Source organism: Streptomyces chumphonensis, from assembly GCF_014779715.1.
GTDB classification, from domain to species: Bacteria; Actinomycetota; Actinomycetes; order Streptomycetales; family Streptomycetaceae; genus Streptomyces; species Streptomyces chumphonensis.
This window is the reverse complement of sequence record NZ_JACXYU010000014.1, coordinates 1-23912: the sequence shown is the minus strand read 5'-3', so window position 1 is coordinate 23912 and position 23912 is coordinate 1. Positions and strand designations below refer to the sequence as shown.

General features: G+C 75.1%; 20 protein-coding genes. 13 read left to right on the top strand and 7 right to left on the bottom strand.

The features are described from left to right. Positions 1–184: 184 nt before the first annotated feature. A complete protein-coding gene (gene glgP, locus IF129_RS21435; RefSeq protein ID WP_191211412.1) occupies positions 185–2734 on the top strand; it encodes an alpha-glucan family phosphorylase in 2550 nt (849 codons plus the stop codon). A gap of 81 nt (positions 2735–2815) precedes the next feature. Further along, positions 2816–3619 (top strand): alpha/beta fold hydrolase, encoded by an 804-nt coding sequence (locus IF129_RS21430; RefSeq protein WP_191211411.1) that lies wholly within the window; start codon positions 2816–2818, stop codon positions 3617–3619. A 22-nt stretch (positions 3620–3641) separates the two neighbouring features. On the opposite strand, the gene IF129_RS21425 is transcribed toward IF129_RS21430, so the two are convergent. Further along, complete coding sequence (locus tag IF129_RS21425; protein ID WP_191211410.1) at positions 3642–5501, bottom strand: ABC transporter ATP-binding protein; 1860 nt, start codon at positions 5499–5501, stop codon at positions 3642–3644. Then, complete coding sequence (locus IF129_RS21420) at positions 5498–7318, bottom strand: ABC transporter ATP-binding protein (RefSeq protein ID WP_191211409.1); 1821 nt, start codon at positions 7316–7318, stop codon at positions 5498–5500. The genes IF129_RS21425 and IF129_RS21420 overlap by 4 nt, the downstream gene beginning before the upstream one ends. A gap of 192 nt (positions 7319–7510) precedes the next feature. Here IF129_RS21420 and IF129_RS21415 point away from each other — a divergent pair, with 192 nt between their 5' ends. Next, entirely contained in the window at positions 7511–8398 is an 888-nt protein-coding gene (locus IF129_RS21415) for an alanyl-tRNA editing protein (protein WP_191211408.1), read from the top strand. A 65-nt stretch (positions 8399–8463) separates the two neighbouring features. Here IF129_RS21415 and glgX read toward each other — a convergent pair whose 3' ends face one another. Beyond that, positions 8464–10785 (bottom strand): glycogen debranching protein GlgX, encoded by a 2322-nt coding sequence (glgX, locus tag IF129_RS21410; protein ID WP_191211407.1) that lies wholly within the window; start codon positions 10783–10785, stop codon positions 8464–8466. Between the two features lie 336 nt (positions 10786–11121). Between glgX and IF129_RS21405 the strand changes: the two genes are divergently transcribed. From IF129_RS21405 to IF129_RS21380, 6 genes are all read left to right on the top strand, one after another. Next, complete coding sequence (locus IF129_RS21405) at positions 11122–12294, top strand: L,D-transpeptidase (protein WP_224755370.1); 1173 nt, start codon at positions 11122–11124, stop codon at positions 12292–12294. Between the two features lie 109 nt (positions 12295–12403). Further along, the gene (locus tag IF129_RS21400; RefSeq protein ID WP_191211406.1) at positions 12404–13171 is read left to right on the top strand and encodes an enoyl-CoA hydratase/isomerase family protein; all 768 of its coding nucleotides are present in this window, start codon (positions 12404–12406) and stop codon (positions 13169–13171) included. An 87-nt stretch (positions 13172–13258) separates the two neighbouring features. Further along, entirely contained in the window at positions 13259–13546 is a 288-nt protein-coding gene (locus IF129_RS21395; RefSeq protein ID WP_191211405.1) for an NAD(P)-binding domain-containing protein, read from the top strand. Positions 13547–13560: 14 nt separating this feature from the next. After that, on the top strand, positions 13561–13908 hold the full coding sequence (locus IF129_RS21390) for a DUF3140 domain-containing protein (RefSeq protein ID WP_191211404.1): 348 nt from the start codon (positions 13561–13563) through the stop codon (positions 13906–13908). 72 nt (positions 13909–13980) lie between these two features. Next, a complete protein-coding gene (locus IF129_RS21385; RefSeq protein ID WP_318153877.1) occupies positions 13981–14454 on the top strand; it encodes an ATP-binding protein in 474 nt (157 codons plus the stop codon). 79 nt (positions 14455–14533) lie between these two features. Continuing rightward, positions 14534–15445, top strand: coding sequence for a glutaminase (locus IF129_RS21380; protein WP_191211402.1), 912 nt, complete (start codon positions 14534–14536; stop codon positions 15443–15445). A 56-nt stretch (positions 15446–15501) separates the two neighbouring features. Here IF129_RS21380 and IF129_RS21375 read toward each other — a convergent pair whose 3' ends face one another. From IF129_RS21375 to IF129_RS21365, 3 genes are read right to left on the bottom strand one after another with little or no spacing between them, the layout of a single operon-like run. After that, a complete protein-coding gene (locus IF129_RS21375) occupies positions 15502–15816 on the bottom strand; it encodes a hypothetical protein (RefSeq protein ID WP_191211401.1) in 315 nt (104 codons plus the stop codon). 11 nt (positions 15817–15827) lie between these two features. Beyond that, entirely contained in the window at positions 15828–16778 is a 951-nt protein-coding gene (locus IF129_RS21370) for a diacylglycerol kinase (protein WP_318153876.1), read from the bottom strand. Continuing rightward, positions 16775–18352, bottom strand: a complete 1578-nt coding sequence (locus IF129_RS21365; protein WP_191211510.1) for an FAD-binding oxidoreductase — start codon at positions 18350–18352, stop codon at positions 16775–16777. The genes IF129_RS21370 and IF129_RS21365 overlap by 4 nt, the downstream gene beginning before the upstream one ends. A 47-nt stretch (positions 18353–18399) precedes the next feature. On the opposite strand from IF129_RS21365, the gene IF129_RS21360 reads away from it, so the two are divergent. The 4 genes from IF129_RS21360 to IF129_RS21345 all read left to right on the top strand — a co-directional run bounded on the left by IF129_RS21360 (position 18400) and on the right by IF129_RS21345 (position 22418). Beyond that, positions 18400–19050 (top strand): TetR/AcrR family transcriptional regulator, encoded by a 651-nt coding sequence (locus IF129_RS21360; RefSeq protein ID WP_191211400.1) that lies wholly within the window; start codon positions 18400–18402, stop codon positions 19048–19050. After that, the gene (locus IF129_RS21355; RefSeq protein ID WP_191211399.1) at positions 19047–20594 is read left to right on the top strand and encodes a glycerol-3-phosphate dehydrogenase/oxidase; all 1548 of its coding nucleotides are present in this window, start codon (positions 19047–19049) and stop codon (positions 20592–20594) included. The genes IF129_RS21360 and IF129_RS21355 overlap by 4 nt, the downstream gene beginning before the upstream one ends. A gap of 171 nt (positions 20595–20765) precedes the next feature. Further along, positions 20766–21191, top strand: coding sequence for a hypothetical protein (locus IF129_RS21350; protein WP_191211398.1), 426 nt, complete (start codon positions 20766–20768; stop codon positions 21189–21191). 141 nt (positions 21192–21332) lie between these two features. Further along, a complete protein-coding gene (locus IF129_RS21345; RefSeq protein WP_191211397.1) occupies positions 21333–22418 on the top strand; it encodes a CE1758 family FMN-dependent luciferase-like monooxygenase in 1086 nt (361 codons plus the stop codon). Positions 22419–22436: 18 nt separating this feature from the next. Here IF129_RS21345 and IF129_RS21340 read toward each other — a convergent pair whose 3' ends face one another. After that, on the bottom strand, positions 22437–23642 hold the full coding sequence (locus tag IF129_RS21340; RefSeq protein WP_191211396.1) for a VanZ family protein: 1206 nt from the start codon (positions 23640–23642) through the stop codon (positions 22437–22439). Positions 23643–23912 lie beyond the last annotated feature (270 nt).

Here is a 23912-nt window from a genome sequence, read left to right as displayed (position 1 = left end):
GGCGGGGAGGGCACGCTCCGACGCCACCGTGGCCACCCCGTCCGCCACGGACGGCGCACCGGAGCGTCACCGGGTGTGCGACCGGCGCACACAGGGCGCGCGCAGGGCGTGAGACGGGTGGACTCGGCGCGCGAACGCCCGCGCGCCCGCGCGATCCCCCGTGCCGCCCGGCTACGGTCGAACCGTGAAGGCCATTCGTCGTTTCTCCGTACGTCCCGTCCTTCCCGAGTCCCTACGACCCCTCGGCGACCTGGCGCGCAACCTGCGCTGGTCCTGGCACCCCGAGACCCGCGAGCTGTTCCGGTACGCCGACCCGGAGGGCTGGCGGGCGGCCGGTGGCGACCCGCTGCGGCTCCTCGGGTCCGTGTCGGCCGGCCGGCTCGCGGAACTCGCCCAGGACCGCCGCTTCCTGCGTCGGCTCAAACTGGGCGCAGGCGATCTGAACGACTACCTGACCGAGCCGCGCTGGTACCAGAACGCCGACGACGAGCTGCCCGCCGCCATCGCCTACTTCTCGCCCGAGTTCGGCATCACCGCCGCACTGCCCCAGTACTCCGGCGGCCTCGGCATCCTCGCCGGGGACCACCTCAAGGCGGCCAGCGACCTCGGCGCCCCCCTCGTCGGCGTCGGCCTGCTCTACCGGCACGGCTACTTCCGGCAGTCCCTCTCCCGCGACGGCTGGCAGCAGGAGAGCTACCCGGTGCTCGACCCCGACGAGCTGCCCCTGGAGCTGCTGCGCGAGCCGGACGGCGCCCCCGTCGACGTCGTCCTCGCCCTCCCCGGCGCCCGGGCGCTGCACGCGCACGTCTGGCTGGCCCGGGTCGGCCGCGTCCCGCTGCTGCTGCTCGACTCCGACGTCGAGGAGAACGCGCCGGGCGAACGCGACGTCACCGACCGGCTCTACGGGGGCGGCCGGGAGCAGCGGCTCCTCCAGGAGATGCTCCTCGGCATCGGCGGCGTCCGCGCCGTGCGGGCCTACTGCCGCCTGACCGGGCACCCCGAGCCGGAGGTCTTCCACACCAACGAGGGCCACGCCGGCTTCCTCGGCCTCGAACGCGTCCGCGAGCTCAGCGACGCGGGGCTGCCGTTCGCCGCCGCGCTGGAGGCCGTCCGCGCCGGGACCGTCTTCACCACCCACACCCCCGTCCCGGCCGGCATCGACCGCTTCGACCGCGACCTCGTCGCCCGCTACTTCGGCGACGACGGGGAACTCCCCGGCGTCGACCCGGCGGACATCCTGGCCCTCGGCACCGAGACCGCCCCCGGAGGCGACGCCGAGCTGTTCAACATGGCCCTGATGGGGCTGCGGCTCGCCCAGCGGGCCAACGGCGTCTCCACCCTGCACGGGGACGTCAGCCGGCAGATGTTCGCCGGGCTGTGGCCCGGGTTCGACGCCGCCGAGGTGCCCATCACCTCCCTCACCAACGGCGTCCACGCCCCCACCTGGGTCGCCCCCGAGGTCACCGACCGGGCGCCGAGGCTCTCCGACGGCGAGCTGTGGGACCTGCGCCGCACGCTGCGCGAACAGCTCGTCGAGGAGGTGCGCCGGAGGCTCCACGACTCCTGGCGCGAACGCGGCGCCGCCCGCGCCGAGCTGGGCTGGATCGACCACGTCCTCGATCCCGACGTCCTCACCGTGGGCTTCGCCCGGCGCGTCCCCTCCTACAAGCGCCTCACCCTCATGCTGCGCGACCGCGACCGGCTGCGGAACCTGCTCCTCGACCCCGACCGGCCCCTCCAGCTCGTCGTCGCCGGGAAGGCGCACCCGGCCGACGACGGCGGCAAGCGGCTCATCCAGGAGCTGGTGCGGTTCGCCGACGACGTGCGCGTGCGCCACCGGATCGTCTTCCTGCCCGACTACGGCATGGCCATGGCGCAGAAGCTCTACCCCGGCTGCGACGTCTGGCTCAACAACCCGCTGCGTCCGCTGGAGGCGTGCGGCACCAGCGGCATGAAGTCCGCGCTCAACGGCGGCCTCAACCTGTCCGTGCTCGACGGCTGGTGGGACGAGTGGTACGAGCCGGACTTCGGCTGGCCCATCCCCACCGCCGACGGGCCCGGAGCCGACCCCGACCGCCGGGACGCCATCGAGGCCGCCGCGCTCTACTCCGTCCTGGAGGAGCAGGTCACCCCCTGCTTCTACGACCACCCCGACCGCTGGCTGGAGATGATCCGCCGGACGCTCACCCGGCTCGGCCCGAAGGTGCTGGCCGAGCGGATGGTCCGGGACTACACGCAGCGGCTCTACGCCCCCGCCGCCCACGCCCACCGCACACTGGACCCGGCGGCCGACCCCACGGCCTCGGCGCAGCTCGCGGCGTGGAAGGACCGCGTGCGCACCGAGTGGCCGCAGGTGCGCGTCGACCACGTCGAGGCCGCCGGGCCCGCGTCCGACTCCCTCGAACTGGGCGGCTGCCTCACCCTCCGCGTCCGCGTCACCCTCGGCGGGCTGGAACCGGGAGAGGTGGAGGTGCAGGCCGTGACCGGCCGCGTGGACCACAACGACACCATCACCGACCCAGCGACCGTCGTCCTCAAACCGGCCGGACGCCCCGACCTCGGCGGCAGTCGGCTCTACGAGGGGGAGTTGGCGCTCGACCGCACCGGACCGTTCGGCTACACCGTCCGTGTCCTGCCCACGCACCCGCTGCTCGCCGGGCCCACCGAGCTCGGCCTGGCGGCGATGCCGCCCGCGGGCGCCGCCTCCGTCGAGTCCGGCGTCCTGATGCGCTGACGCGCTCGCCGTCCGCCCGCCGCCCGCCGCCGAGGCCGGCCGGCGGACGGCCGTCGCGGGCCGCGCCGCACACTGGTGGGCATGGCAGAACTCCGCACGACGTCCGCCGACGGGACACCCGTCACCGCGCTCGACGACGGCCGCGGTCCGACGCTGCTCCTCCTGCACGGCGGCGGCGAGACCCCCGCCGCCTGGAACGCCGTGCTTCCGTCGCTGACCGGCGACTTCCGGGTGGTCAGGATCGCCCGCCGCCTCTACGCCCCCGGCGCCCACGCCCCGGCGACGCACTCCGTGGCCGTGGAGGTGGCGGACGTCCTCGCGATCGCCCGGCTCCTGACCGGACCCCTCGTCCTCGTCGGGCACTCCTCGGGAGCGGTCGCCGCGCTGGAGACCGCGCTGCGGGCACCGGGCGTGGCCACGGGCCTCGTCCTCTACGAACCCCCGCTGCCCACCCGGGCGCTCGTCGGAGGCGAGGCGGTCCACCGCGCCCGCGCTGCCCTGGCCGCCGGAGACCCCGACCAGGCCCTGCGCATCCACCTGCGGGACATCGCCCGGGAACCGCCGGAGCGGGTCGAACGGCTGCTCGCGGCGGTGCGCAGGCCCACCTCGCCGACGCCGAGACTGGCGGCCGGCCTCGCCGACATCGCGGCGCTCGACGCCCTGGGCACCGGCGTCGAGCGCTTCCGACGGCTCGACGTGCCGACCACCCTCGTGGAGGGCGACCGGAGCCCGGCCCGGGTACGCGACCGCCTGGCCGACCTGGCGGCCGCCCTGCCGGACGCCCGCGTCGTCACCCTCGCCGGGCACGGGCACCACGCCCACCGGACGGCGCCCCGGGCGCTGGCCGACGCCATCCGGGACGCGGCCCGGACGGCCCTCGCCTGACGCCCCGGCGGGGGCGCGCCCCTCAGGCCAGGCTGTCCCGCCACGCCTCGTGCAGCCGTGCGAACCGCCCGCCCCCCGACAGCAGCTGCGCCGGCGTCCCGTCCTCGACGATCCGGCCGTCCGCCATCACCAGCACCCGGTCCGCGACCTCCACCGTGGAGAGCCGGTGCGCGATGACCACCGCCGTCCGGTCGCCGAGGACCGTGTGCATCGCCCGCTGCACCGCCTGCTCCCCGGGCACGTCCAGCGACGACGTCGCCTCGTCGAGGATCAGCACCGCCGGGTCCGCCAGCAGGGCGCGCGCGAACGACACCAACTGCCGCTGGCCCGCCGAGATCCGGCCGCCACGCCTGCGCACGTCTGTGTCGTACCCCTCCGGAAGCTCCGCGACGAACCCGTGCGCGCCGATATCCTTCGCCGCCTGCTCGATCTCCGCACGCGTCGCGTCCGGCCGTCCCAGCGCGATGTTCTCCGCGACCGTGCCCGAGAACAGGAACGCCTCCTGCGTCACCATCACCACGCCCCGGCGCAGCTCGGGCACCGACAGGTCCCGCAGGTCCGTTCCGTCCAGCAGCACCCGCCCGTCCGTCGGGTCGTAGAAGCGGGCCAGCAGCTTCGCCAGCGTCGACTTGCCCGCTCCCGTCGCGCCCACCACCGCCACCGTCTGACCGGCCGGGATCGTCAGGTCGAAGGCGGGCAGGATCTCGCCGCCCGTCCGGTAGCCGAAGCTGACCTTCTCGAACACCACCGACCGGCCCGGCCCCGCACCCCGCGCCTCCGGCAGCCGACGCGGACGCACCGGCTCGGGCACGCCCGGCGTCTGGGCGAGCAGGCCCGCGATCTTCTCCAGCGAGGCCGCCGCCGCCTGGTAGGAGTTCAGGAACATGCCCAGCCGGTCGATGGGGTCGTACAGCCGCCGGACGTACAGGGCCGCCGCCGCGAGCACACCGAGCGCCAGCGTCCCGTCCGCGACCCGGTACGCGCCCCACACCACGATCGCGGCGATGGCGACGTTCGCCGTCAGCCGCGAGGAGACGACGTAGCGCGCCATCTCCAGGATCGCGTCGCCGTTGGTCCGCAGGTGGTCCTCGTTGAGCCGCCGGAACACCTCGTCGTTCGCCCGCTCCCGCCGGAAGGACTTCACCGGGCGGATGCCGTTCAGCGTCTCCGCGAACTTCACGATGACGCCCGCGATCGCCGTCGACCGCTTCCGGTACACCCGCACCGACCGCACCTGGAAGTTGCGCACCAGCAGGTACAGCGGCACGCACGACGCGAACGCCGCCGCTCCCAGACCGAGGTCCAGGTAGAGCAGCAGCACCCCGATGTAGGCCACCGAGACGAAGACGCCCAGCAGCTCCCGCAGCCCCTCGTTCAGCAGCTCCCGCAACGCCTCGACGTCCGTCGTGGCCCGCGAGATGAGCCGCCCGGAGGTGTAGCGGTCGTGGAAGTCCACGCTCAGCACCTGCGCGTGCCGGTAGATGCGTTCCCGCAGCTCCAGCAGCACCGACTGGTTGATCCGCGCCGACGCCCCGATGAACGCGTACTGCAGGCCGCCCGCCGCCAGCGCGCACACCGCGTACCCCACGGCCACCGCGACCAGTGGGCCGTTGTCACCCTCCCGCAGCGCGGGCACCGCGTCGTCGATCGCGAACGCCACCAGCAGCGGCCCGCCCTGGACGGCCGCCTGCTGGGCCAGCAGCAGGAGCGCGGCGACGACCACCCGCGCCCGGTGCGGCCCGAGCAGCGAACGCAGCAGCGTGCGCGCCGCGTTCGCGGGGGCCGGGAGGACGTCCCGGTCGAACGGGTCCGGCTCGGGTGCTTTCGCCTCCGGCGGCCCCTCGGGTCCGCTCGGGGGCGTGCTCGTCGAAACCGTCGTCACAGCGCTCCTTCCCGGGCCACGTCGTCCCGGGCCTCGTCACCGGCCATCAGACGGCGGTACTCCGCACTGGCCGCCAGCAGTTCCTCGTGCGTCCCCACCGCCGCGATCCGTCCCCCCGAGAGCAGCGCCACCCGGTCGGCGAGCAGCACCGTCGACGGCCGGTGGGCCACCACCAGTGCCGTCGTCGTCGCCAGCACCTTCCGCAGCGCCGCCTCCACCTTCGCCTCGGTGTGCACGTCCAGCGCCGACAGCGGATCGTCCAGCACCAGGAAGCGCGGCCGTCCCACCACGGCCCGGGCCAGCGCCAGACGTTGCCGCTGGCCGCCGGACAGGCTCAGCCCCTGCTCGCCCACCTCGGTGTCCGCCCCCGCGGGCAGCGCGGCCACGAACCCGTCGGCCTGCGCCACCCGCAGCGCCCGCCACAGCTCCTCGTCGGCCGCCCCGGGCGCTCCCATCAGGACGTTCTCCCGCACCGAGGCGGAGAACAGCGTCGGCTCCTCGAAGGCGACCGCCACCCGCGCGCGCACCTCGGCGCGCGGCAGCGCGGCGACGTCGACACCGTCCAGCGTGATCCGGCCGTCCGTCACCTCGTGCAGCCGGGGGACCAGGGCCGTCAACGTCGTCTTCCCGCAGCCCGTCGCCCCCACCAGGGCCACGGTCTCCCCGGTGCGCACGTGCAGGTCCACCCCGTCGAGCACCGGCGGGGCGCCGGGATCGGCGTCCGGGTAGCGGAACCGCACGCCCTCCAGCCGCAGCCCGTCCCCGGCGCGCCCACCGACGGGGGCGGGGTTGGCGCCCGCCGCCTCCGGCGGTACCGGCTCGTCCATGACCTCGAAGTACCGGTCGGCCGCGCCGGACGCCTCGTTGCTCATCGCCAGCAGGAACCCGATCGACTCCACCGGCCAGCGCAGCGCGAGCGCCGTCGAGAGGAAGGCCACGAGCGTGCCCGCCGACAGCGCGCCGTCCGCGACCTGCACCGTACCCAGCACCAGCGCCGTCCCCAGCGCCAGCTCGGGGACGGCGAGGATCAACCCCCACACCACCCCCAGCAGCCGCGCCTTGTGCAACTCCGTGCCCATCAGCCGCTCGGACAGGGCGCGGAAGGCACGCGCCTGACTGCGGTGCCGGCCGAACCCCTTGATGATCCGGATGCCGAGCACCGACTCCTCGACCCCGGTCGTCAGATCGCCGACCTGGTCCTGCGCCGTGCGGGCGGCGCCCGCGTAGCGGCGGCTGAAGACCGTGCACAGCACGATCAGCGGCGGCACCGGAGCCAGCACGAGCAGCCCCAGCGCCCAGTCCTGCGCCAGCAGGATGACGCAGCCGACCACGATCGTCACGCCGTTGACCAGGAGGAACGTCAGCGGGAACACGAGGAACAGCCGCAGCAGGTTCAGGTCGGCCGTGGCCCGCGACAGCAACTGGCCGCTGGACCAGCGATCGTGGAAGGCGACCGGCAGACGCTGGAGGCGCTGGTACAGGTCGGCGCGCATCGCCGCCTCGACCCCCGCCAGCGGCCGGGCCACGAGCCAGCGCCGCAGGCCGAACAGGGCCGCCTCGGCCACACCGACGGCCAGCAGCAGCGCACCGCCCCACCACACCCCGGCGGTGTCCCGCGCGGCCACCGGCCCGTCGATGATCCACTTGAGCACGAGCGGGACGATCAGACCGGTGCAGGACGCGACGACCGCCACGGCCGCCGCCGTCCCGAAGCGCGCCCGCACCGGCCGTACATAGGGCCACAGCCGCAGCAGCGACCGCACCGCCGACCGCTTCTTCCCCGGGTCGGCCACCGAAAGGTTCTCCACGGCACTCATCAGCACCGATCGTACGGATGGGTGCTGACACGCGCATGCGTATTCCGTCCGATCCCCACTCGTCCCCAAGCCCTGGTCCCCCGGTCCGAACCCCGTCGCACCGGCGGCGGGCGAGGGGGCATGATGCGGGTGGGCCACCGACCCGACGGCGGCTCACCCGTGCACCGGTCCCGCGAGGAGGCGCCGCGAACCATGACCCCGACCACCGTCCGGCCACCCGCCACCGAGGTGCTCTTCCCGGAGGGCACCTCGCGGGCGACGGCTCGCGTCCAGCTCGTCGACCGCGACCAGGACGGCCGACTGCTGCTGGTCACGGACCGCACCCCCTTCCACCCTTTGGACCACACCTGGCCCGACCAGCCCGCCGACCGGGGGACCGTGACCTTCGGCGGCACCTCCCACCCGGTGCTCGACGCGCTCACCGGCGCCGTCGGCCCGGGCGCCGACGGACTGCTCGTGGCGGACGCGATTCCCGTCCGCCGGGGGGACCCGGAGTGGTCGTTCGTGGCCGTCCACGTGCTCGGCCCGCTGGACGACGCCGCCGCCCCCGTGGTCGGCCAGGACGTCGAACTGGCCGTGGACGGGGAGTACCGCGCGGGCCTGAGCGCCGGACACACCGCCTGCCACCTCGTCGCGCTCGCCCTCAACGAGGCGCTGGCCGACCTGTGGACCAAGCAGCCCCGCCGGACGGACTGCCTCGGCCACCCCGACTTCGACCAGAGCGCCATCACCACCTCCCGCATCGAGCCGAACGGCAGCGTGGACACGTACCGGCTCGGCAAGTCGCTGCGCAAGTCCGGCTTCTCCGCGACCGCCCTGACCGAACGCCTGGACACGGTCCAGCACGCCGTGAACGCACGGGTGGCGCAGTGGATCGCGGCCGGCGGCGCGGCCCGCGTCGAACGCGACGAGCGGCACCTGGACGCCCGTCGCTGGTGGACCTGCGCACTCCCGGACGGCACGGCGCGCATCCCGTGCGGTGGCACCCACGTCGCCTCGACGGCCGCCCTCGGCTCCGTGACCGTCACCCTCGACCTCTCCGCCGCCGAACTGACCGTGCACACCCACGTGACCCCCTGACCCCGTGCGCCGACGACGCGGTGTCAGTCGACGCCAGGACGCCAGCGCGTCGCGGCGACCGAGGGTCAGGGGAGGGTGCGGTAGAGGTGGAGGGAGCGGGGTGGGAGGGTGGCGCGGGTGCCGGCCGGGTGGATGGTGCCGGGGGCGTCGTCCTGGGTCTCGCGTGCGGTGTCGACGACGAGTTCGTAGGCCGTTGCCCAGGGCGGGCCGGGGAGGGGGAAGGCGGCCGGTTCGGGGCCGGCGTGGAGGACGGCGAGGAAGCTGTCGTCGGTGACGGGTTGGCCGCGTTCGTCGCGGCTGGGGATGTCGTGTCCGGAGAGGTACATGCCGAGCGTGGCGCCGGGCGCGTACCAGTCGGGCTCGGTCATCTCGGTGCCCTGCGGGGTGAACCAGGCCAGGTCGCGGAGGCCGTCGGGGCCGTGGGGGCGGCCGGAGAAGAACGCCCGGCGGCGCAGCACGGGGTGGTCGCGGCGCAGCCGGACGAGGCGGGCGGTCAGGTCGAACAGGGCGCGCCAGCCGGGCTCGTCGAGCAGGCTCCAGTCGACCCAGCCGGTCTCGTTGTCCTGGCAGTAGGCGTTGTTGTTGCCGCTCTGGGTGCGGCCCATCTCGTCCCCGGCGACGAGCATGGGGACGCCGGTGGAGAGCAGCAGGGTCGTCGTCAGGTTGCGGAGCTGGCGGCGGCGGAGCGCCGTCACGTCGGGGTCGGTGGTCTCGCCCTCGGCGCCGCAGTTCCAGGAGCGGTTGTCCGAGGTGCCGTCGCGGTTGTCCTCGCCGTTGGCCAGGTTGCGCTTGTGGTGGTAGGTGACCAGGTCGCGGAGGGTGAACCCGTCGTGGGCGGTCACGAAGTTGACGGAGGCGTAGGGACGGCGCCCGCCCCAGGCGTAGAGGTCGCTGGAGCCGGAGAGGCGGTAGCCGAGGTCGCGGACGTCGGGGAGGGCGCCGCGCCAGAAGTCCCGCACGGCGTCGCGGTAGCGGTCGTTCCACTCCGTCCACAGCGGCGGGAACGCGCCGACCTGGTAGCCGCCGTTGCCGACGTCCCACGGTTCGGCGATGAGCTTGACGCGGCGCAGCACGGGGTCCTGGGCGATGACGGCGAGGAAGGGGGAGAGCATGTCGACGTCGTGCATGGACCGGGCCAGGGCGGCGGCGAGGTCGAAGCGGAAGCCGTCGACGCCCATCTCCTGCACCCAGTAGCGCAGCGAGTCGGTGATGAGGCGCAGCACCTGGGGCTGCACGACGTGCAGGGTGTTGCCGCAGCCGGTGTAGTCGGCGTAGCGGCGGGGGTCGCCCGCGAGGCGGTAGTAGCCGCGGTTGTCGATGCCGCGCAGGCTCAGCATGGGGCCCAGCTCACCGGCTTCGGCGGTGTGGTTGTAGACGACGTCGAGGATGACCTCGATGCCGGCGGCGTGCAGGGCCCGCACCATGCGCTTGAACTCGCCCACCTGCTGGCCGCGGGTGCCGGAGGCGGCGTAGGCGGCGTGCGGGGCGAAGTAGCCGATGGAGTTGTAGCCCCAGTAGTTGCGCAGGCCGCGCCGCAGCAGGTGGTCCTCGTGTGCGAACTGGTGGACGGGCAGCAGTTCCACCGCCGTGACGCCGAGTCGGGAGAGGTGGTCGATCGCGGCCGGGTGCGCCAGGCCCGCGTAGGTGCCGCGCAGGTGTGCGGGCACGTCGGGGTGGCGCATGGTGAACCCGCGCACGTGCAGTTCGTACAGGACGGTGTCCGCCCACGGGGTCTTCGGGCGCCGGTCGTCGCGCCAGTCGTCGTCGGGCGGGCTGCCGGGCGGCCCGGCCGGGGCGCCGTCGTGCACGACGACGCCCTTGGGCACGAACGGTGCGGAGTCGCGCTCGTCGCGCACGGTGTCGGCGAGGTGCTGGTGCGGCCAGTCGCGGACGTGCCCGTAGACCTCCGGCGGTAGGGCGAAGTCGCCGTCCACCGCCCGGGCGTAGGGGTCCAGCAGCAGCTTGGCCGGGTTCCAGCGGGCGCCGGACCACGGGTCCCAGCGCCCGTGCACCCGGTAGCCGTAGCGCTGTCCGGGGTGGACGCCGGGGAGGAAGCCGTGCCAGATCTCGTGCGTGAGCTCGGTGAGGGGGTGCCGCGTCTCCCGGCCGGCGTCGTCGAAGAGGCACAGGTCGACGCGTTCGGCGCCGCCGGCCCACAGGGCGAAGTTCGTGCCCGGCAGGCCGCCGGGCCCGCTGCGGTAGCGCGCGCCGAGCGGCTGGGGGCTGCCCGGCCAGACGTCCTGCCGCGCGCCGCCGGGCTCCGTCCCGCGCACCGGGCGCCCGCCCACGCGAGGTGTCCGGTGCGCGTCCGGCCCGGGCTCGGCGGTGGTGCGGCGCGGTTCGTGGTCACGCTCCCCGAGCGCCGTGCTCCCCGGCTCCTGCGTCATCGGCTGGCCTCCCCCGGCGGGTGGGTCTCCTCGCGATTCTTCCCTCGCTCGCGCCCGCGCTCACCCCGGAGGGCCGTCGATTGCGCCAACCGGACCGCCGGGCGTCCGGGGCGGCCCGCGGATTCTGGGACGGAACGGTGACACACCGCGGGGCCCGGCTGTGATCTTTCTCCGGTTGACTCGGTGCCGTGCGCGCGATCCAGGCGCGACGGGCCGCCGTGGGGGGCGGTCGGGGAGCCACAGGCGAAGGCGGATGAACGGGTGCGGGGTATACGGGTGCGGGACGGCCGCGCAGTGCGGGGTCGTGGAGGACGGAAGGGCCCGGCGGGACGGGGTCTGGTCGCGGTGCTGCTGGGGCTGACGCTGCTGGCGACCGGCTGCGGCGAGGACGAGGCGAACGGCGGGGGCGAGAAGCCCGGCAAGGCGGCCGAGGTCGCCGACGGGCCGTCGCGGGCGACGGTCGACATCGCCCCGCGGCACGGCGCGGAGGACGTGGCCACCACGGGAGCGCTGAAGGTGACGGCGCGGGGCGGCGCGCTGACGGACGTGACGGTGGAGTCCTCCGAGGGCGAGGCCGTCGAGGGGAGCATCGGCGAGGACGGCGCGTCCTGGAAGCCGAAGCGGGCGCTGGCGACGGGGACGGAGTACCACGTCAACGCCGTGGCGCGGGACGCCGAGGGGCGCACGGCGGCCAAGACCGCCACGTTCACCACCGTCGTCGCGCGGGACACCTTCATCGGCTACTTCACGCCCGAGGACGGTTCGACCGTCGGCGTCGGGATGCCGGTGTCGCTGCGCTTCAGCCGCCCGGTGGAGGACCGCGACGCGGTCGCGGGCGGCGTCGAGGTCACCGCCGACCCGGCCGTGGAGGTCCGGGGGCACTGGTTCGGGAACCAGCGGCTGGACTTCCGGCCCGAGGACTACTGGGAGCCGGGCACCGAGGTGACGCTGAGCCTGCGGTTGGGCGGCGTCGAGGCGGCCGACGGCGTCTACGGCACCCAGAACAAGGACGTCACCTTCACGGTGGGACGTTCGATGGTCTCCACGGTGGACGCGAAGAAGAAGACGATGACGGTGGAGCGGGACGGCGAGGTCTGGAAGACCCTCCCCATCACGGCCGGCTCGCCGCAGACCCCGACCTGGAACGGTCAGATGGTCATCAGCGAGAAGCACGAAGTGACCCGCATGAACGGTGACACGGTCGGTTTCGGCGGCGAGTACGACATCAAGGACGTCCCGCACGCCATGCGGCTGTCGACCTCGGGCACCTTCGTGCACGGCAACTACTGGGCGGGCCGCTCCACGTTCGGCGCGCGGAACGTCAGCCACGGGTGCGTCGGCCTGTTCGACCAGCGGGGCGGCGGGGACCCCGCGGCCGACGCCGCCTGGTTCTACGACCACTCCATGATCGGCGACGTCGTCGTGGTGAAGAACAGCCAGGACAAGACGATCGCCCCGGACAACGGCCTCAACGGCTGGAACCTGGACTGGAGCGAGTGGGGCCGGTAGACCGCCGCCCGCCCGCGACGACGCCCCTCCCGGCTGCCGGGAGGGGCGTCGGCACACGTCACCACCGGCGGCGGGGGACACGCGGGTTAACGGGCGTTACCCTGCCGCCATGACTGTGAACCTCGAAGTGGCCGACGGCGTCGGCACCCTCCGGCTGGACCGTCCGCCGATGAACGCGCTCGACATCGCCACCCAGGACCGGCTGCGCGAGCTGGCCGGGGAGGTCACCCGCCGCGACGACGTGCGGGCCGTGGTCCTCTACGGCGGGGAGAAGGTGTTCGCGGCCGGGGCGGACATCAAGGAGATGCGGGAGATGGACCACGCGGCCATGGTGGCGCGCGCCCGCGACCTCCAGGACGCGTTCACCGCCGTCGCCCGCATCCCCAAGCCGGTCGTCGCGGCGGTGACGGGGTACGCGCTGGGCGGCGGCTGCGAGCTGGCCCTGAGCGCGGACATCCGGATCGCCGCCGACAACGCCAAGCTGGGCCAGCCCGAGATCCTGCTGGGCCTCATCCCCGGCGCGGGCGGCACCCAGCGGCTCTCCCGGCTGGTCGGGCCCTCGCGGGCCAAGGACCTCATCTTCACCGGCCGCCAGGTGCGGGCCGAGGAGGCGCTGACCATGGGCCTGGTGGACCGGGTCGTTCCCGCCGCGGAGGTGTACGAGGCGGCCCACGCCTGGGCGGCGCGGCTCGCGAAGGGCCCCGCCATCGCCCTGCGCGCGGCCAAGGAGTCCGTGGACTTCGGCCTAGAGGCCGACATCGACACGGGCCTGGCCATCGAACGGAACTGGTTCGCCGGGCTGTTCGCCACCGAGGACCGCGAGATCGGCATGCGCAGCTTCGTCGAGGACGGCCCCGGCAAGGCGACGTTCCGCTGAGCCACCGGCTCCGGCCAGGGCCCGGCACCCCGCGCGCGGGGTGCCGGGCCCGTTTCGTCCCCCGCGCCCGGGGGCACCCGGGGCCGCATGCGTACCGCCGGCAGCAACCTGGTCAAGGCCTTCAACACCCTGCCGTGGCGGCGGCTGCGCGACCACGCGCACCGGAGCGACGGCGTCCCGCCCGTGGCGGTGCCGCTCTCCGGCAGCGACGACCGGGCCAAGGCGGTCGGCGCCGGGCTCACGCGCGACATCGGCCTCGACCCCGTTATCGCCGGGAACCTCGGCCAGGGCGGACGCAGGCACCAGCCGGGCACCAGCGTGTACGCGACGGAACTGCCCGCCGCCGAGATGGACGCGCTGCCGCACGCGGCGTGAGGAGGAGCGAGACGGTGTCGGACATCTCCCCGATCGAGCGGGACGTGCTGTGGGACGAGTTCCACCGCATCGTGAACATGACCTCCCAGGAGCTGAGCGACTGGCTGCGCACCGAGGCCGCCTCGGAGCGCGCCGAGGACGTCCCGGACCAGGCCGGCGGCGAGACGGGCCGGCACGTCCTGGCCATCCTGCGCAAGCGCCGGGTCGACCTGACGGACGCCGACCTCGCCGTCATGCGCGACGTCATCGACACCGTCAACTCCCGGTGCCGCGCGGACCTGGAACCGACGGCGGGCCACGAGGACCGGCGCTTCCGGCTCATGAGCCTCGGGCACGATCCGCTCAAGCCCGCGTCGCCGTGAACGGGCGGCGGGCGGCCGCCGATTCGGCGGAGTCGCCCACGCCGGGGCGCGATCCCCGCCATGATGGGGGCCATGGCGGGACTGGAGGAGACGGCGTCGCGGGCGGCCCGGGACGTCGCGGACGCGGCCGAACACAGCGCGTTGGAACTGCTGGGCGACCCGACCGTGGCGCCGGTGGACTTCCGCAACCGTCCCGAGTCGGCGGCGCTCGCGCGGCGGCTGGCCGCGTCCGTCCTGCACGTCCGGTGGCGGTTGCCGGCCACCGTCACCGACGACGGCGTGCTGCTCGTCTCGGAGCTGGTGGGCAACGCCGTCCGGCACACCGGCGCCGAGCACTTCTCCCTGCGCATGTTCCGGCGCGGCAACTGGATCAGGGTCGAGGTGCGCGACCCGTCCCGGGGGCTGCCCTGCCTGCTGCCCGTGCGGGATCTGGACGTCAGCGGGCGCGGGCTGCTCCTCGTCCAGAAGCTCTCCGACCGCTGGGGCGTGGACCTGCTGCCGCGCGGGAAGACCACGTGGTTCGAGATGCGCGTCATCGACCGCTGACGACGCCGGGCCGCACCCGAGACCCCGGCCGCCCGGACCCCTGCCGCCCCACCGCGCGCACGGCGGACACAATGGGCCGGTGAACTACGACGAGCTGCTGGAGCGGTCCAGGGACGTGGCGGCGCGGGTGCTGGGGCGCGGCGTCCCGGCCGACTACATCCCCGCGCTGGCCTGCGCCGATCCGAACGACTTCGGGATGGCGCTGGCCACGGTGGACGGCGAGGTGCACGGCGTGGGGGAGTGGCGCAAGCCGTTCTCCGTGCAGAGCGTCTCCAAGCTCTTCGTCCTCGCCCTCGCCCTCGCGCACGGCGGGACGAGCCTGTGGCGCCGGGTGGGCCGTGAGCCGTCGGGCAACCCGTTCAACTCCCTCATCCAGCTGGAGTCGGAGCAGGGCGTCCCGCGCAACCCGTTCATCAACGCGGGGGCGCTGGTCACCACCGACGCCCTGCTGAGCCTCACGGGCGACGCGCAGGGGGCGGTGGTGGACTTCCTGCGCGCCGAGTCCGGCAACCCGGACATCGCCGTCGACCCGGCCGTGGCCGCCTCGGAGGCCGGACACGGCCACCGCAACGCGGCGCTGGCCCACTTCATGGCCTCCTTCGGCAACCTGCACAACCCGGTCGACGAGGTCCTGGCGCACTACTTCGCGCACTGCTCCGTCACGGCCGACTGCCGCGACCTGGCGCTGGCGGGGGGCTTCCTCGCCCGGCACGGGCTGCGCGCCGACGGCAGCAGGCTGCTGAGCCGCAGCGACGCCAAGCGGATCAACGCGGTGCTGCTGACCTGCGGGACGTACGACGCCGCCGGGGACTTCGCCTACCGTGTGGGGCTGCCCGGCAAGAGCGGCGTGGGCGGCGGCATCCTGGCCATCGTGCCGGGCCGGGGCGCGGTGTGCGCGTGGAGCCCGGGGCTGGACGCCGTCGGGAACTCGGTGGGCGCCATGGCCGCCCTGGAGGACTTCACCGAACGCTCCGACTGGTCGGTGTTCTGACGCACGGCCCCCACGCACGGCCCCCACGCACGGCCCCGGTGCGCCCGCGCCCGCCGTCAGCGGTGGTAGCGGCGGCGGTCGGTCATGGCCCGGCGGCGGCGGTCGTTGCACAGCAGGCACTTGCCCCAGCCGGGCGGCAGCGGGTCGTCCTTGTCGCCGTACAGCGGGTCGACGGCGCCCATCGGGTGCTCGCGGCAGCCCGTCGTCCCGCTCCGGGCGGACTGGATGGCCCGGACGGCGCCGAGCGCGCGCGCCAAGGCGTCCGCCACCTCGGCGAGCTGGTCGGCGGGCGGCTGCCCGTCCAGGTTGAAGGCGATGTCGTTCGCGGTGCTCAGCGCGTTCTGCAGCTCCCGGACCTCTGCGTAGCTCATGTCGACGCAGGCTAGTCCCCCGCACCGACAACCGGCGCCGGCACGATGACGTCGACCGCCCCGGGCACCGCCTCGACGGCCACCGGCAGCCGTCCCAGCGGCTCCCCGTCGGCGGTGGCCAGCATGTCCGGCGTGTCCAGCGCCACGCTGCGGGCGTGGAAGGTCCGCACGTTCGGCCGCTCCACGTGCGCGCCGCGCTGCATCAGCGGGAAGGAACGCACCAGCCGGGCCCGGGTCAGCGCCGGGACGACGGTGACGGAGAGCAGACCGTCGTCCGGGACGGCGTGCGGGCAGATCGGCATGCCGCCGCCGTACGTCGTCGTGTTGCCGACGGCGATCAGCGTCGCCTCCAGCTCCTCGCGCCGTCCGTCCACCTCCAGGGTGAACGCCCGGGGCCGCAGGACGCCCAGCTCGGCGAGGACGGCCAGCCGGTAGCGGGCCTGGCCGCGCGGCCAGGTCATGCGGTTGGCCCGCTCCAGGACGAGCGAGTCGAATCCGCTGGTGACCACGGTGGCGAACCAGCGGGACGCGGGCGCGGCGCCGGACCGCTCGGTGCAGCGGCCGAGGTCGAGCCTGCGGCGGTGGCCGCCGAGGAGCACCTCCGCCGCCGCCGTCGGGTCCGTGCGCGGTATGCCGAGGACGCGCGCGAAGTCGTTGCCGGTGCCGCAGGGCAGCACGGCCAGCGCGGTCCCCGTGCCCGCGACCTCCTGGAGCGCCAGGTGCACCATGCCGTCCCCGCCGGCCACCGCGAGCACGTCGGCCCCGGCGGCGACGCTCGCCGCCGCCCGGGCGCGGGCCTCGGCCGCGTCCCGCCCGGCGACGACGTCCACCTCGACGCCGTGGGCCAGGAGCCGCCGGGCCGCCGAGGCGGCGACCTGCTCCCCGGCCCGGCCACCGGAGGCCGGGTTGACCAGGAGGGTCATCCGGCGGGGCCGCGCCGCGCCGGGGCCGCCGGTGCTCACGGCAGCTCCGGGACGAGCTTGCCCGGGTTGAGGACCCCGGCCGGGTCCAGCACGTCCTTCACCGCCCGCAGCACCTCCAGTCCGAGCGCGCCGACCTCGGCCTCCATCCAGGGCAGGTGGTCGGTGCCGACGGCGTGGTGGTGGCTGATGGTAGCGCCGCACGCCGCGATCGCGTCCCCGGCCGCCCGCTTCGCGCTGTGCCACCGGGCCGCCGGGTCCGCGCCGGAGGCGGCCACGACGGTGAAGTAGAGGGAGGCGCCCTCGGGGTAGACGTGTGAGATGTGGCAGGTCACGACGGGTGGCCCGCCCGCCGTCGTCAGGGCGCCGGTGAGCGCGTCGGTGACGGCCTGCCGCAGCCCGGGCAGCGCCGACCAGGTGGTGGCGGTCTCCAGGGTCTCGGCGAGGATGCCGGCGTCCAGCAGGGCGTCGCGCAGGTACGGGCCGGAGTAGCGGCTGTGCCGCCAGTGCGCGACGGGCTCCCCGCCCAGCTCCGTGCCCCCGGCGGCCCGCAGTGTGGCGGCGGTCAGCTCCCGCACGGCGGCGGCCTGCTCCGCGGTGCCCTCGTGCGCGACGACGGCCAGGCAGCCGGGGACGGCCTCCCGGCCCGAGAGCGCGGCGTTCACGAAGGTCTCCGTCTCGTCGGAGAGCCGCACGAGGGTGGGGCGGGTGCCGCCCTGCGCCAGGGCGCGCAGCGCGGCGGTGCCGGTGGCGAAGTCGGGGAAGGCCCACGCCTCGTCCAGCCGCGCCTCCGGCAGTGGCCGCACCCGCAGCGTCACCTCGGTGATGACGCCGAGCGTGCCCTCGGAGCCGAGCAGGAGCTGCCGCAGGTCGGGCCCGGCGGCGGTGCCGGGGGAGCGGCCGAGGTCGAGCGTCCCGCGCGGGGTGGCGGCCCTGAGACCGAGCACCATGGCGTCGAAGCGCCCGTACCCGGCCGAGGACTGGCCGGAGGAGCGGGTGGCCGCGTAACCGCCGATGGTGGCGTACTCGTAGCTCTGCGGCTGGTGCCCGAGGGTCAGGCCGTGCGCGGCCAGCAGTTCCTCGGCCTCCGGCGTGCGCAGCCCGGCCTGGAGGGTGGCCGTCCGGGCCACCTCGTCGACGGCCACCAGCCGGTCCAGCCGCCGCAGGTCGAGCGCGACGAGGGCGCCGAAACGGCCGCGCAGCGGCTCCACCCCGCCCACGACGCTCGTGCCGCCGCCGAACGGGACGACGGCCACGCCGTGGTCGGCGCAGGCCCGCAGGGCCGCACCCACCTCCGCGTGGTCGGCGGGCAGGACGACGGCGTCCGGGGCGGCGGCCACGTCACCGGCCCGGCGGCGCAGCAGGTCGGGCGTGCTCTTGCCGCCGGTGTGCAGGACGCGCTCGGCGTCGTCCGTGACGACGTGCGCCGCGCCGACCGCCGCCTCCAGCGCCGTGCGGGCGGCGGCGGGCAGTGCGCTCGGCGGCAGCTCCAGCTCCTCCCGGGCGACGCTCGGGCTCGGGCACGGGGGCGCCCCGAGCACGTCGGCGACCAGGGCGCGCACCGACTCGGGCAGGGACGTGGCGTGTGCGGGGTCGCCCCAGGCGTTCCAGGACATCGGCGCGACGCGGCGGCTCGGTTTCGTCATGCGTTACAGTCTTGCATATGATGTCAATCAGTAACGACGGTGACGGGGTCGACGCCGAAGCCCGCGACCGGGAGGCGGGCCCCGACCCCCTCGCGGAGACCCTTCTGGACGCCGCCCACGAGGCCATCGCCACCTTCGGACTGCGCCGCCTCACCCTCACCGACGTCGCCCGCCGCGCCGGGGTCAGCAGACCCACGATCTACCGGCGCTGGCGCGACATCGACACCCTCGTCGGCGACCTCCTCACCCGCGAAATGCGCGCCGTCACCCTGGCCGCCGTCCCCCGCGCCGCCGCCGAGGGCCACGACGGCCGCACCCGGCTCGTCGCCGGCGCCGCGCACATCGTCACCGCGCTGCGCGACCACGCCCTGCTCGCCCGCATCCTCGACACCGAGCCCGAGGTCCTGGTCACCTACACCTTCCAGCGGCTCGGCTCCAGCCAGCGCGACGCCCTGGGCTTCACCGAGGAGCAGGTGCGCGCCGGGCAGGCCGACGGGTCCATCCGCGACGGCGAACCCGCCGAACTCGCCCGCATGGTCCTCCTCGTCGTGCAGACCACCGTCCAGTCCTGGCGGCTCGTCGACGACGTCCTGCCGCTGCCCCGGCTCACCGCCGAGCTGCGCCGCCTGCTCGACGCCTACCTCCGTCCCGAGGAGGACACCCCGTGACCACCGCCGACCCCCGCGCCTCCCTCAACGCCGCCCGCCGCCGCCGCGACCTCGAAGCACTCGGCGAACGCCCGCACGTCGACCTCGTCGTCGTCGGCGGCGGCGTCACCGGCACCGGCATCGCCCTCGACGCCGCCGCGCGCGGCCTGACCGTCGTCCTCGCCGAGCGGCACGACCTGGCCTTCGGCACCAGCCGGTGGAGCTCCAAACTCGTCCACGGCGGCCTGCGCTACCTGGCCACCGGGCAACTCGGCATCGCCCACGAGAGCGCCCGCGAACGCCACCTCCTCCTCACCCGCACCGCGCCCCACCTCGTGCGCGCCCTGCCCATGCTGCTGCCGCTGCACCCCGGCGTCCCCCGGCCCGCCTCCGCCGTCCTGCGCGCCGGATTCCTCCTCGGCGACGCCCTGCGGCTCAGCGCCGGCACCTCAGGGCGCACCCTCCCCGCCGCCCGCCGCGTCTCCCGCCGCCGCGCCCTGGAACTCGCACCCGGCCTGCGACCCGACGGGCTGCGCGGCGGCCACCTCGCCCACGACGGGCAACTCGTCGACGACGCCCGTCTCGTCGTCGGCCTCGCCCGCACCGCCGCCGCCCACGGCGCCCGCGTCCTCACCCGCTGCGCCGCCGAGGAACTGCACGGCGACCGCGCGGTCCTGCGCGACACGGCGACCGGTGAGCGCGTCGAGCTCCGCGCCCGCGCCGTCGTCAACGCCACCGGGGTCTGGGCCGACCGGCTCGTCCCCGACGTCCGGTTGCGCCCGAGCCGGGGCACCCACCTCGTGCTCCCCGGAGCCGCCTTCGGCGGTCTGCGCAGCGCGCTCACGATCCCCGTGCCCGGCGCGCGCGGCCGGTTCGCCCTCGTCCTGCCGCAGTCCGACGGGCGCGTCTACGTCGGCCTCACCGACGAACCCCTCGACGGCCCGCTCCCCGACGTCCCCACCGCCCCCGAGAGCGACGTCGTCTTCCTCCTGGACATCGTCAACTCCGTCCTCGCGACCCCGCTGCTCCGCACCGACGTGATCGGCACCTTCGCCGGGCTGCGGCCCCTCCTCCAGGCCCGCGCGGGCAGCACCGCCGACCTCTCCCGCCGACACGCCGTCCTCACCTCGCGCGACGGCGTCATCACCGTCGTCGGCGGCAAGCTCACCACCTACCGGCGCATGGCCGAGGACGCCGTCGACACCGCAGCCGCCAACGCCGGTCTCCCCGTGGGCCCGTGCCGGACGCGGAACCTGCCGCTGGTCGGCGCCGCCACGCCCGCCGAGCTCGCCCGCGTCGACGCACCCGCCCGGCTCGTCGCCCGCTACGGCACGGAGGCCCCCGCCGTCCTCGCCGAGGCCGCCGGGCGGCCCGACCTCCTGCGCCCGCTGGCCGCCGGGATCACCGGCGCCGAACTGCGCTTCGGCCTGCGCCACGAGGGCGCGCTCGACGAGGCCGACCTCCTCGAACGCCGCACCCGCATCGCCCTGGTGCCCTCCGACCGCGAGGCCGCCCGCGACGCCGTCCGCGACTGCCTCCCCCCACCCCCGGACGCCCGCCCCTGACGCCCACCGGCCTCGCTGACCGCCCGCCCGACCGCCCGCCCGTCCGCCCGTCCGACCCGCCCGCCCGTCCGACCCGCCCGCCCGTCCGGACGGACGCGCTCCGGCTGCCCACGCGCGGGCCCCGTCCTACGCTCGACCGGGACACCGTCCGTCCGCACCGCGGGGAGTCCCATGCGTCCGCCCCTCCAGCTCCGCCACGTGGCGCCGCGCCTCGCCACGGGCGCCTTCATCCTCAACTCCGGCCTCAGCAAACGCCGCATGGACCCGGAGAGCGCCGCCGGGCTCCACGGCATGGCCACCCACGCCTACCCCTTCCTGGACAAGCTCCCCCCGACGACGTTCGCCCGGCTGCTCTCCGCCGGGGAGACGGCGCTCGGCGCGGCCCTGCTGCTGCCCGTCGTGCCGACCGCCCTGGCCGGGGCCGCCCTCACGGCGTTCTCGGCCGGACTGGTCGGCCTGTACCTGCGCACACCCGGCATGCGCGAGGAGGGCAGCCTGCGCCCCACCCAGGAGGGCACCGCCCTGGCCAAGGACGTCTGGCTGCTCGGCGTCGGCCTTGGCTTCGTCCTCGACGAGGCCACGAGCCGCGACCGATAGGTGGTGGAGGTCGTGTCCGGGTGACGCACCGCCTCCGGAGCCGGCCCGGAGACCGGCGGACGACCCCGCGCGGCGGCCCGCCCGGACCGGCGACGGTCCGCGTCGACCCGGCTGGATCGCAGCCCACGGGAGGGCCCGCGCATGACCGGCACACAGTTCGGGATCTACACCGTCGGTGACGTCACCCCGGACCCCACCACGGGCCGCGCGCCCACGGAGGCGGAACGCATCCGGGCCACCGTCGCCATCGCCCGCAAGGCCGAGGAGGTCGGCCTGGACGTCTTCGCGACCGGCGAGCACCACAACCCGCCCTTCGTCCCCTCCTCACCCACCACCCTGCTCGGCCACCTCGCCGCCCTGACCGAGCGCATCATCCTCTCGACGTCCACCACGCTCATCACCACCAACGACCCCGTCAAGATCGCCGAGGACTACAGCGTCCTCCAGCACCTCGCCGACGGACGCGTCGACCTGATGCTCGGGCGGGGCAACACCGAGGCGGTCTACCCCTGGTTCGGCCAGGACATCCGCAACGCGCTCCCCCTGACCGTCGAGCACTACGGGCTGCTGCACCGGCTCTGGCGGGAGGAGACCGTCACCTGGCAGGGAAGGCTGCGCACCCCCTTGCGGGACTTCCGGCTCGCGCCGCGCCCCCTCGGCGGCGTGCCCCCGTTCGTCTGGCACGGCTCCATCCGCACGCCCGAGATCGCCGAACTGGCCGCCTACTACGGCGACGGGTTCTTCGCCAACCACATCTTCTGGCCCCCCTCGCACACCCGCCGCATGGTCGAGCTCTACCGCCGCCGCTACGAGCACCACGGCCACGGCGCGGCCCACCAGGCCGTGGTCGGGCTCGGCGGGCACGTCTTCATGCGCCCCCGCAGCCAGGACGCCGTGCGGGAGTTCCGGCCCTACTTCGACCGCGCCCCGGTCTACGGCGGCGGCCCGACGCTGGAGGAGTTCGCCGCCCGCACCCCGCTCACCGTCGGCTCGCCCGCCCAGGTCGTCGAACGGACGCTGGGCTTCCGGGCGTACGCCGGGCACTACCAGCGCCAGCTGTTCCTCCTCGACCACGCCGGGCTGCCGCTCACGACGGTCCTGGAACAGCTCGACCTGCTCGGCGAGCAGGTCGTCCCCGTGCTGCGCAAGGAGTTCGCCGCCGATCGCCCCGCCGACGTCCCCGACGCCCCCGTGCACCCCTCGGCCCCCACCCCGTCCCCGACCTGAGGGCTGGACGCGGCGGCGTCAGGGCTCGCCGTCGGAGGCGTTCGGAGCGGCCGGGGCATACGCCTTCTCGGCCTCCCGCCGGGGCGGCACCGGGGTCGCGCCGCGTTCCAGGACCGCCGTGTCGACCGTGTCCGTCCACCGCTCGTACCAGGCCCCCCGCTCCCTGCGGAGCAGGAAGGCCAACCCCGGCGCGCCCCACACCAGCAGGACGAGCAGCACGGTGAGGTGCGGAAGCAGCCGTCCGGCGAGCTCGGGGATCTCAAGGGTGCCGGTGCGGTGGGCCAGGGCGGTCCAGGCCACGGCGAGCGGGCTGTAGAGCAGGCACGCGCGCGCCGTCAGCCGGAGCGGGCCCGGCCGGGCGCCGTCGTACCGGGCCAGGCGCAGCAGCACCGCGCGCTTGCCCGGCGTCGTGGCGAACACGGCGGGCAGCAGCCAGAACCAGAGCAGCCCCAGGGCCGCGCCGAGTGGCAGCGCGTACTGGCGGCCGGTGTACCAGGACGTGGTGACGCCAAGCAGCCCGATGGCCAGCGTCCAGACGACGAGCCAGCCCGCCAGGTCGGTGAGCAGGGCGAGCAGCCGCCGCGTCAGGGTGATGCGCGCGGCGTAGCGACGGCGTTCCCGGTCGGGGTCGTTGACGGGCAGCAGGCGCAGGAAGGGGCCCACGGCCCACCAGCCCAGCACGGCGCCGGCCGTGTTGAGGATCAGGTCGTCGACGTTGAACTGCCGGTACGGGCATGCGTAGACGAACCACAGGCCGGTGTACTGCGTGGTCTCGAAGAACAGCGAGGTGGCGAACGCGAGCACCGTCGCCGGCAGGAACCGCTGCCGCAGGTAGTAGCGCAGGTAGACGCCCAACGGCAGCAGCAGCACGAGGTTGAGCAGGGTCGTCCAGGTCGGTGCGAGCCCCACCAACTGCCCCGCCGACCAGTCGCCCCCGCTCGCCGAGGCGATCGACGCCTGGAAGGCGAAGGGCTCCAACTGCGGTTCCCTGGCGTAGTGGACCCTCGCGCAGTGGGCCTCGGTGTCGGCGGGCAGCGGCATCACGGTCTGCAGCAGCGCGGCCAGCAGGTAGAAGACGAAGCTGTAGAACACCAGGACCGGCCAGCCCCCGGCCCGCCCACGCCTGCGGTACCCGCGGACGGCCGCCGGCACCAGGATCGCGGCGGCGACGAGCGGGAAGAGGGTGACCGCCGTCTCGACGGGCAACAGGTAGGTGCGGAACACGGCGCGCTTTCTGGAGCTGTCGGGCTAAGCACGGGGCACGGTGAAGCAGCCCCCTCTGTGGGGAGGCCGCCTCACATCCTGCACGTGCCCCAGCGTAGGCCCCGCAACGCCCCCTCACCGCCAGACCCGGCAACCCGGGACCACGGCCCGCCGGGGCGCCGCGGCGTGGCTGATCCGGTCCCCGCCACACGGACCGACCGGCGGTTCCGTCAGCCCGGTGGCGGGAGCGGCTCGGGCGTCTGCGGCTGTCAGGCGGTGGTTGCGGCGTGT

Bases quoted from the DNA above. Each gene is read 5' to 3' on its own strand.
- IF129_RS21430 (WP_191211411.1), top strand. From the start codon at position 2,816: ATGGCAGAACTCCGCACGACGTCCGCCGACGGGACACCCGTCACCGCG.
- IF129_RS21420 (WP_191211409.1), bottom strand. From the start codon at position 7,318: ATGAGTGCCGTGGAGAACCTTTCGGTGGCCGACCCGGGGAAGAAGCGG.
- IF129_RS21415 (WP_191211408.1), top strand. From the start codon at position 7,511: ATGACCCCGACCACCGTCCGGCCACCCGCCACCGAGGTGCTCTTCCCG.
- glgX (WP_191211407.1), bottom strand. From the start codon at position 10,785: ATGACGCAGGAGCCGGGGAGCACGGCGCTCGGGGAGCGTGACCACGAA.
- IF129_RS21400 (WP_191211406.1), top strand. From the start codon at position 12,404: ATGACTGTGAACCTCGAAGTGGCCGACGGCGTCGGCACCCTCCGGCTG.
- IF129_RS21395 (WP_191211405.1), top strand. From the start codon at position 13,259: ATGCGTACCGCCGGCAGCAACCTGGTCAAGGCCTTCAACACCCTGCCG.
- IF129_RS21385 (WP_318153877.1), top strand. From the start codon at position 13,981: ATGGCGGGACTGGAGGAGACGGCGTCGCGGGCGGCCCGGGACGTCGCG.
- IF129_RS21375 (WP_191211401.1), bottom strand. From the start codon at position 15,816: ATGAGCTACGCAGAGGTCCGGGAGCTGCAGAACGCGCTGAGCACCGCG.
- IF129_RS21365 (WP_191211510.1), bottom strand. From the start codon at position 18,352: ATGTCCTGGAACGCCTGGGGCGACCCCGCACACGCCACGTCCCTGCCC.
- IF129_RS21360 (WP_191211400.1), top strand. From the start codon at position 18,400: ATGATGTCAATCAGTAACGACGGTGACGGGGTCGACGCCGAAGCCCGC.
- IF129_RS21350 (WP_191211398.1), top strand. From the start codon at position 20,766: ATGCGTCCGCCCCTCCAGCTCCGCCACGTGGCGCCGCGCCTCGCCACG.
- IF129_RS21345 (WP_191211397.1), top strand. From the start codon at position 21,333: ATGACCGGCACACAGTTCGGGATCTACACCGTCGGTGACGTCACCCCG.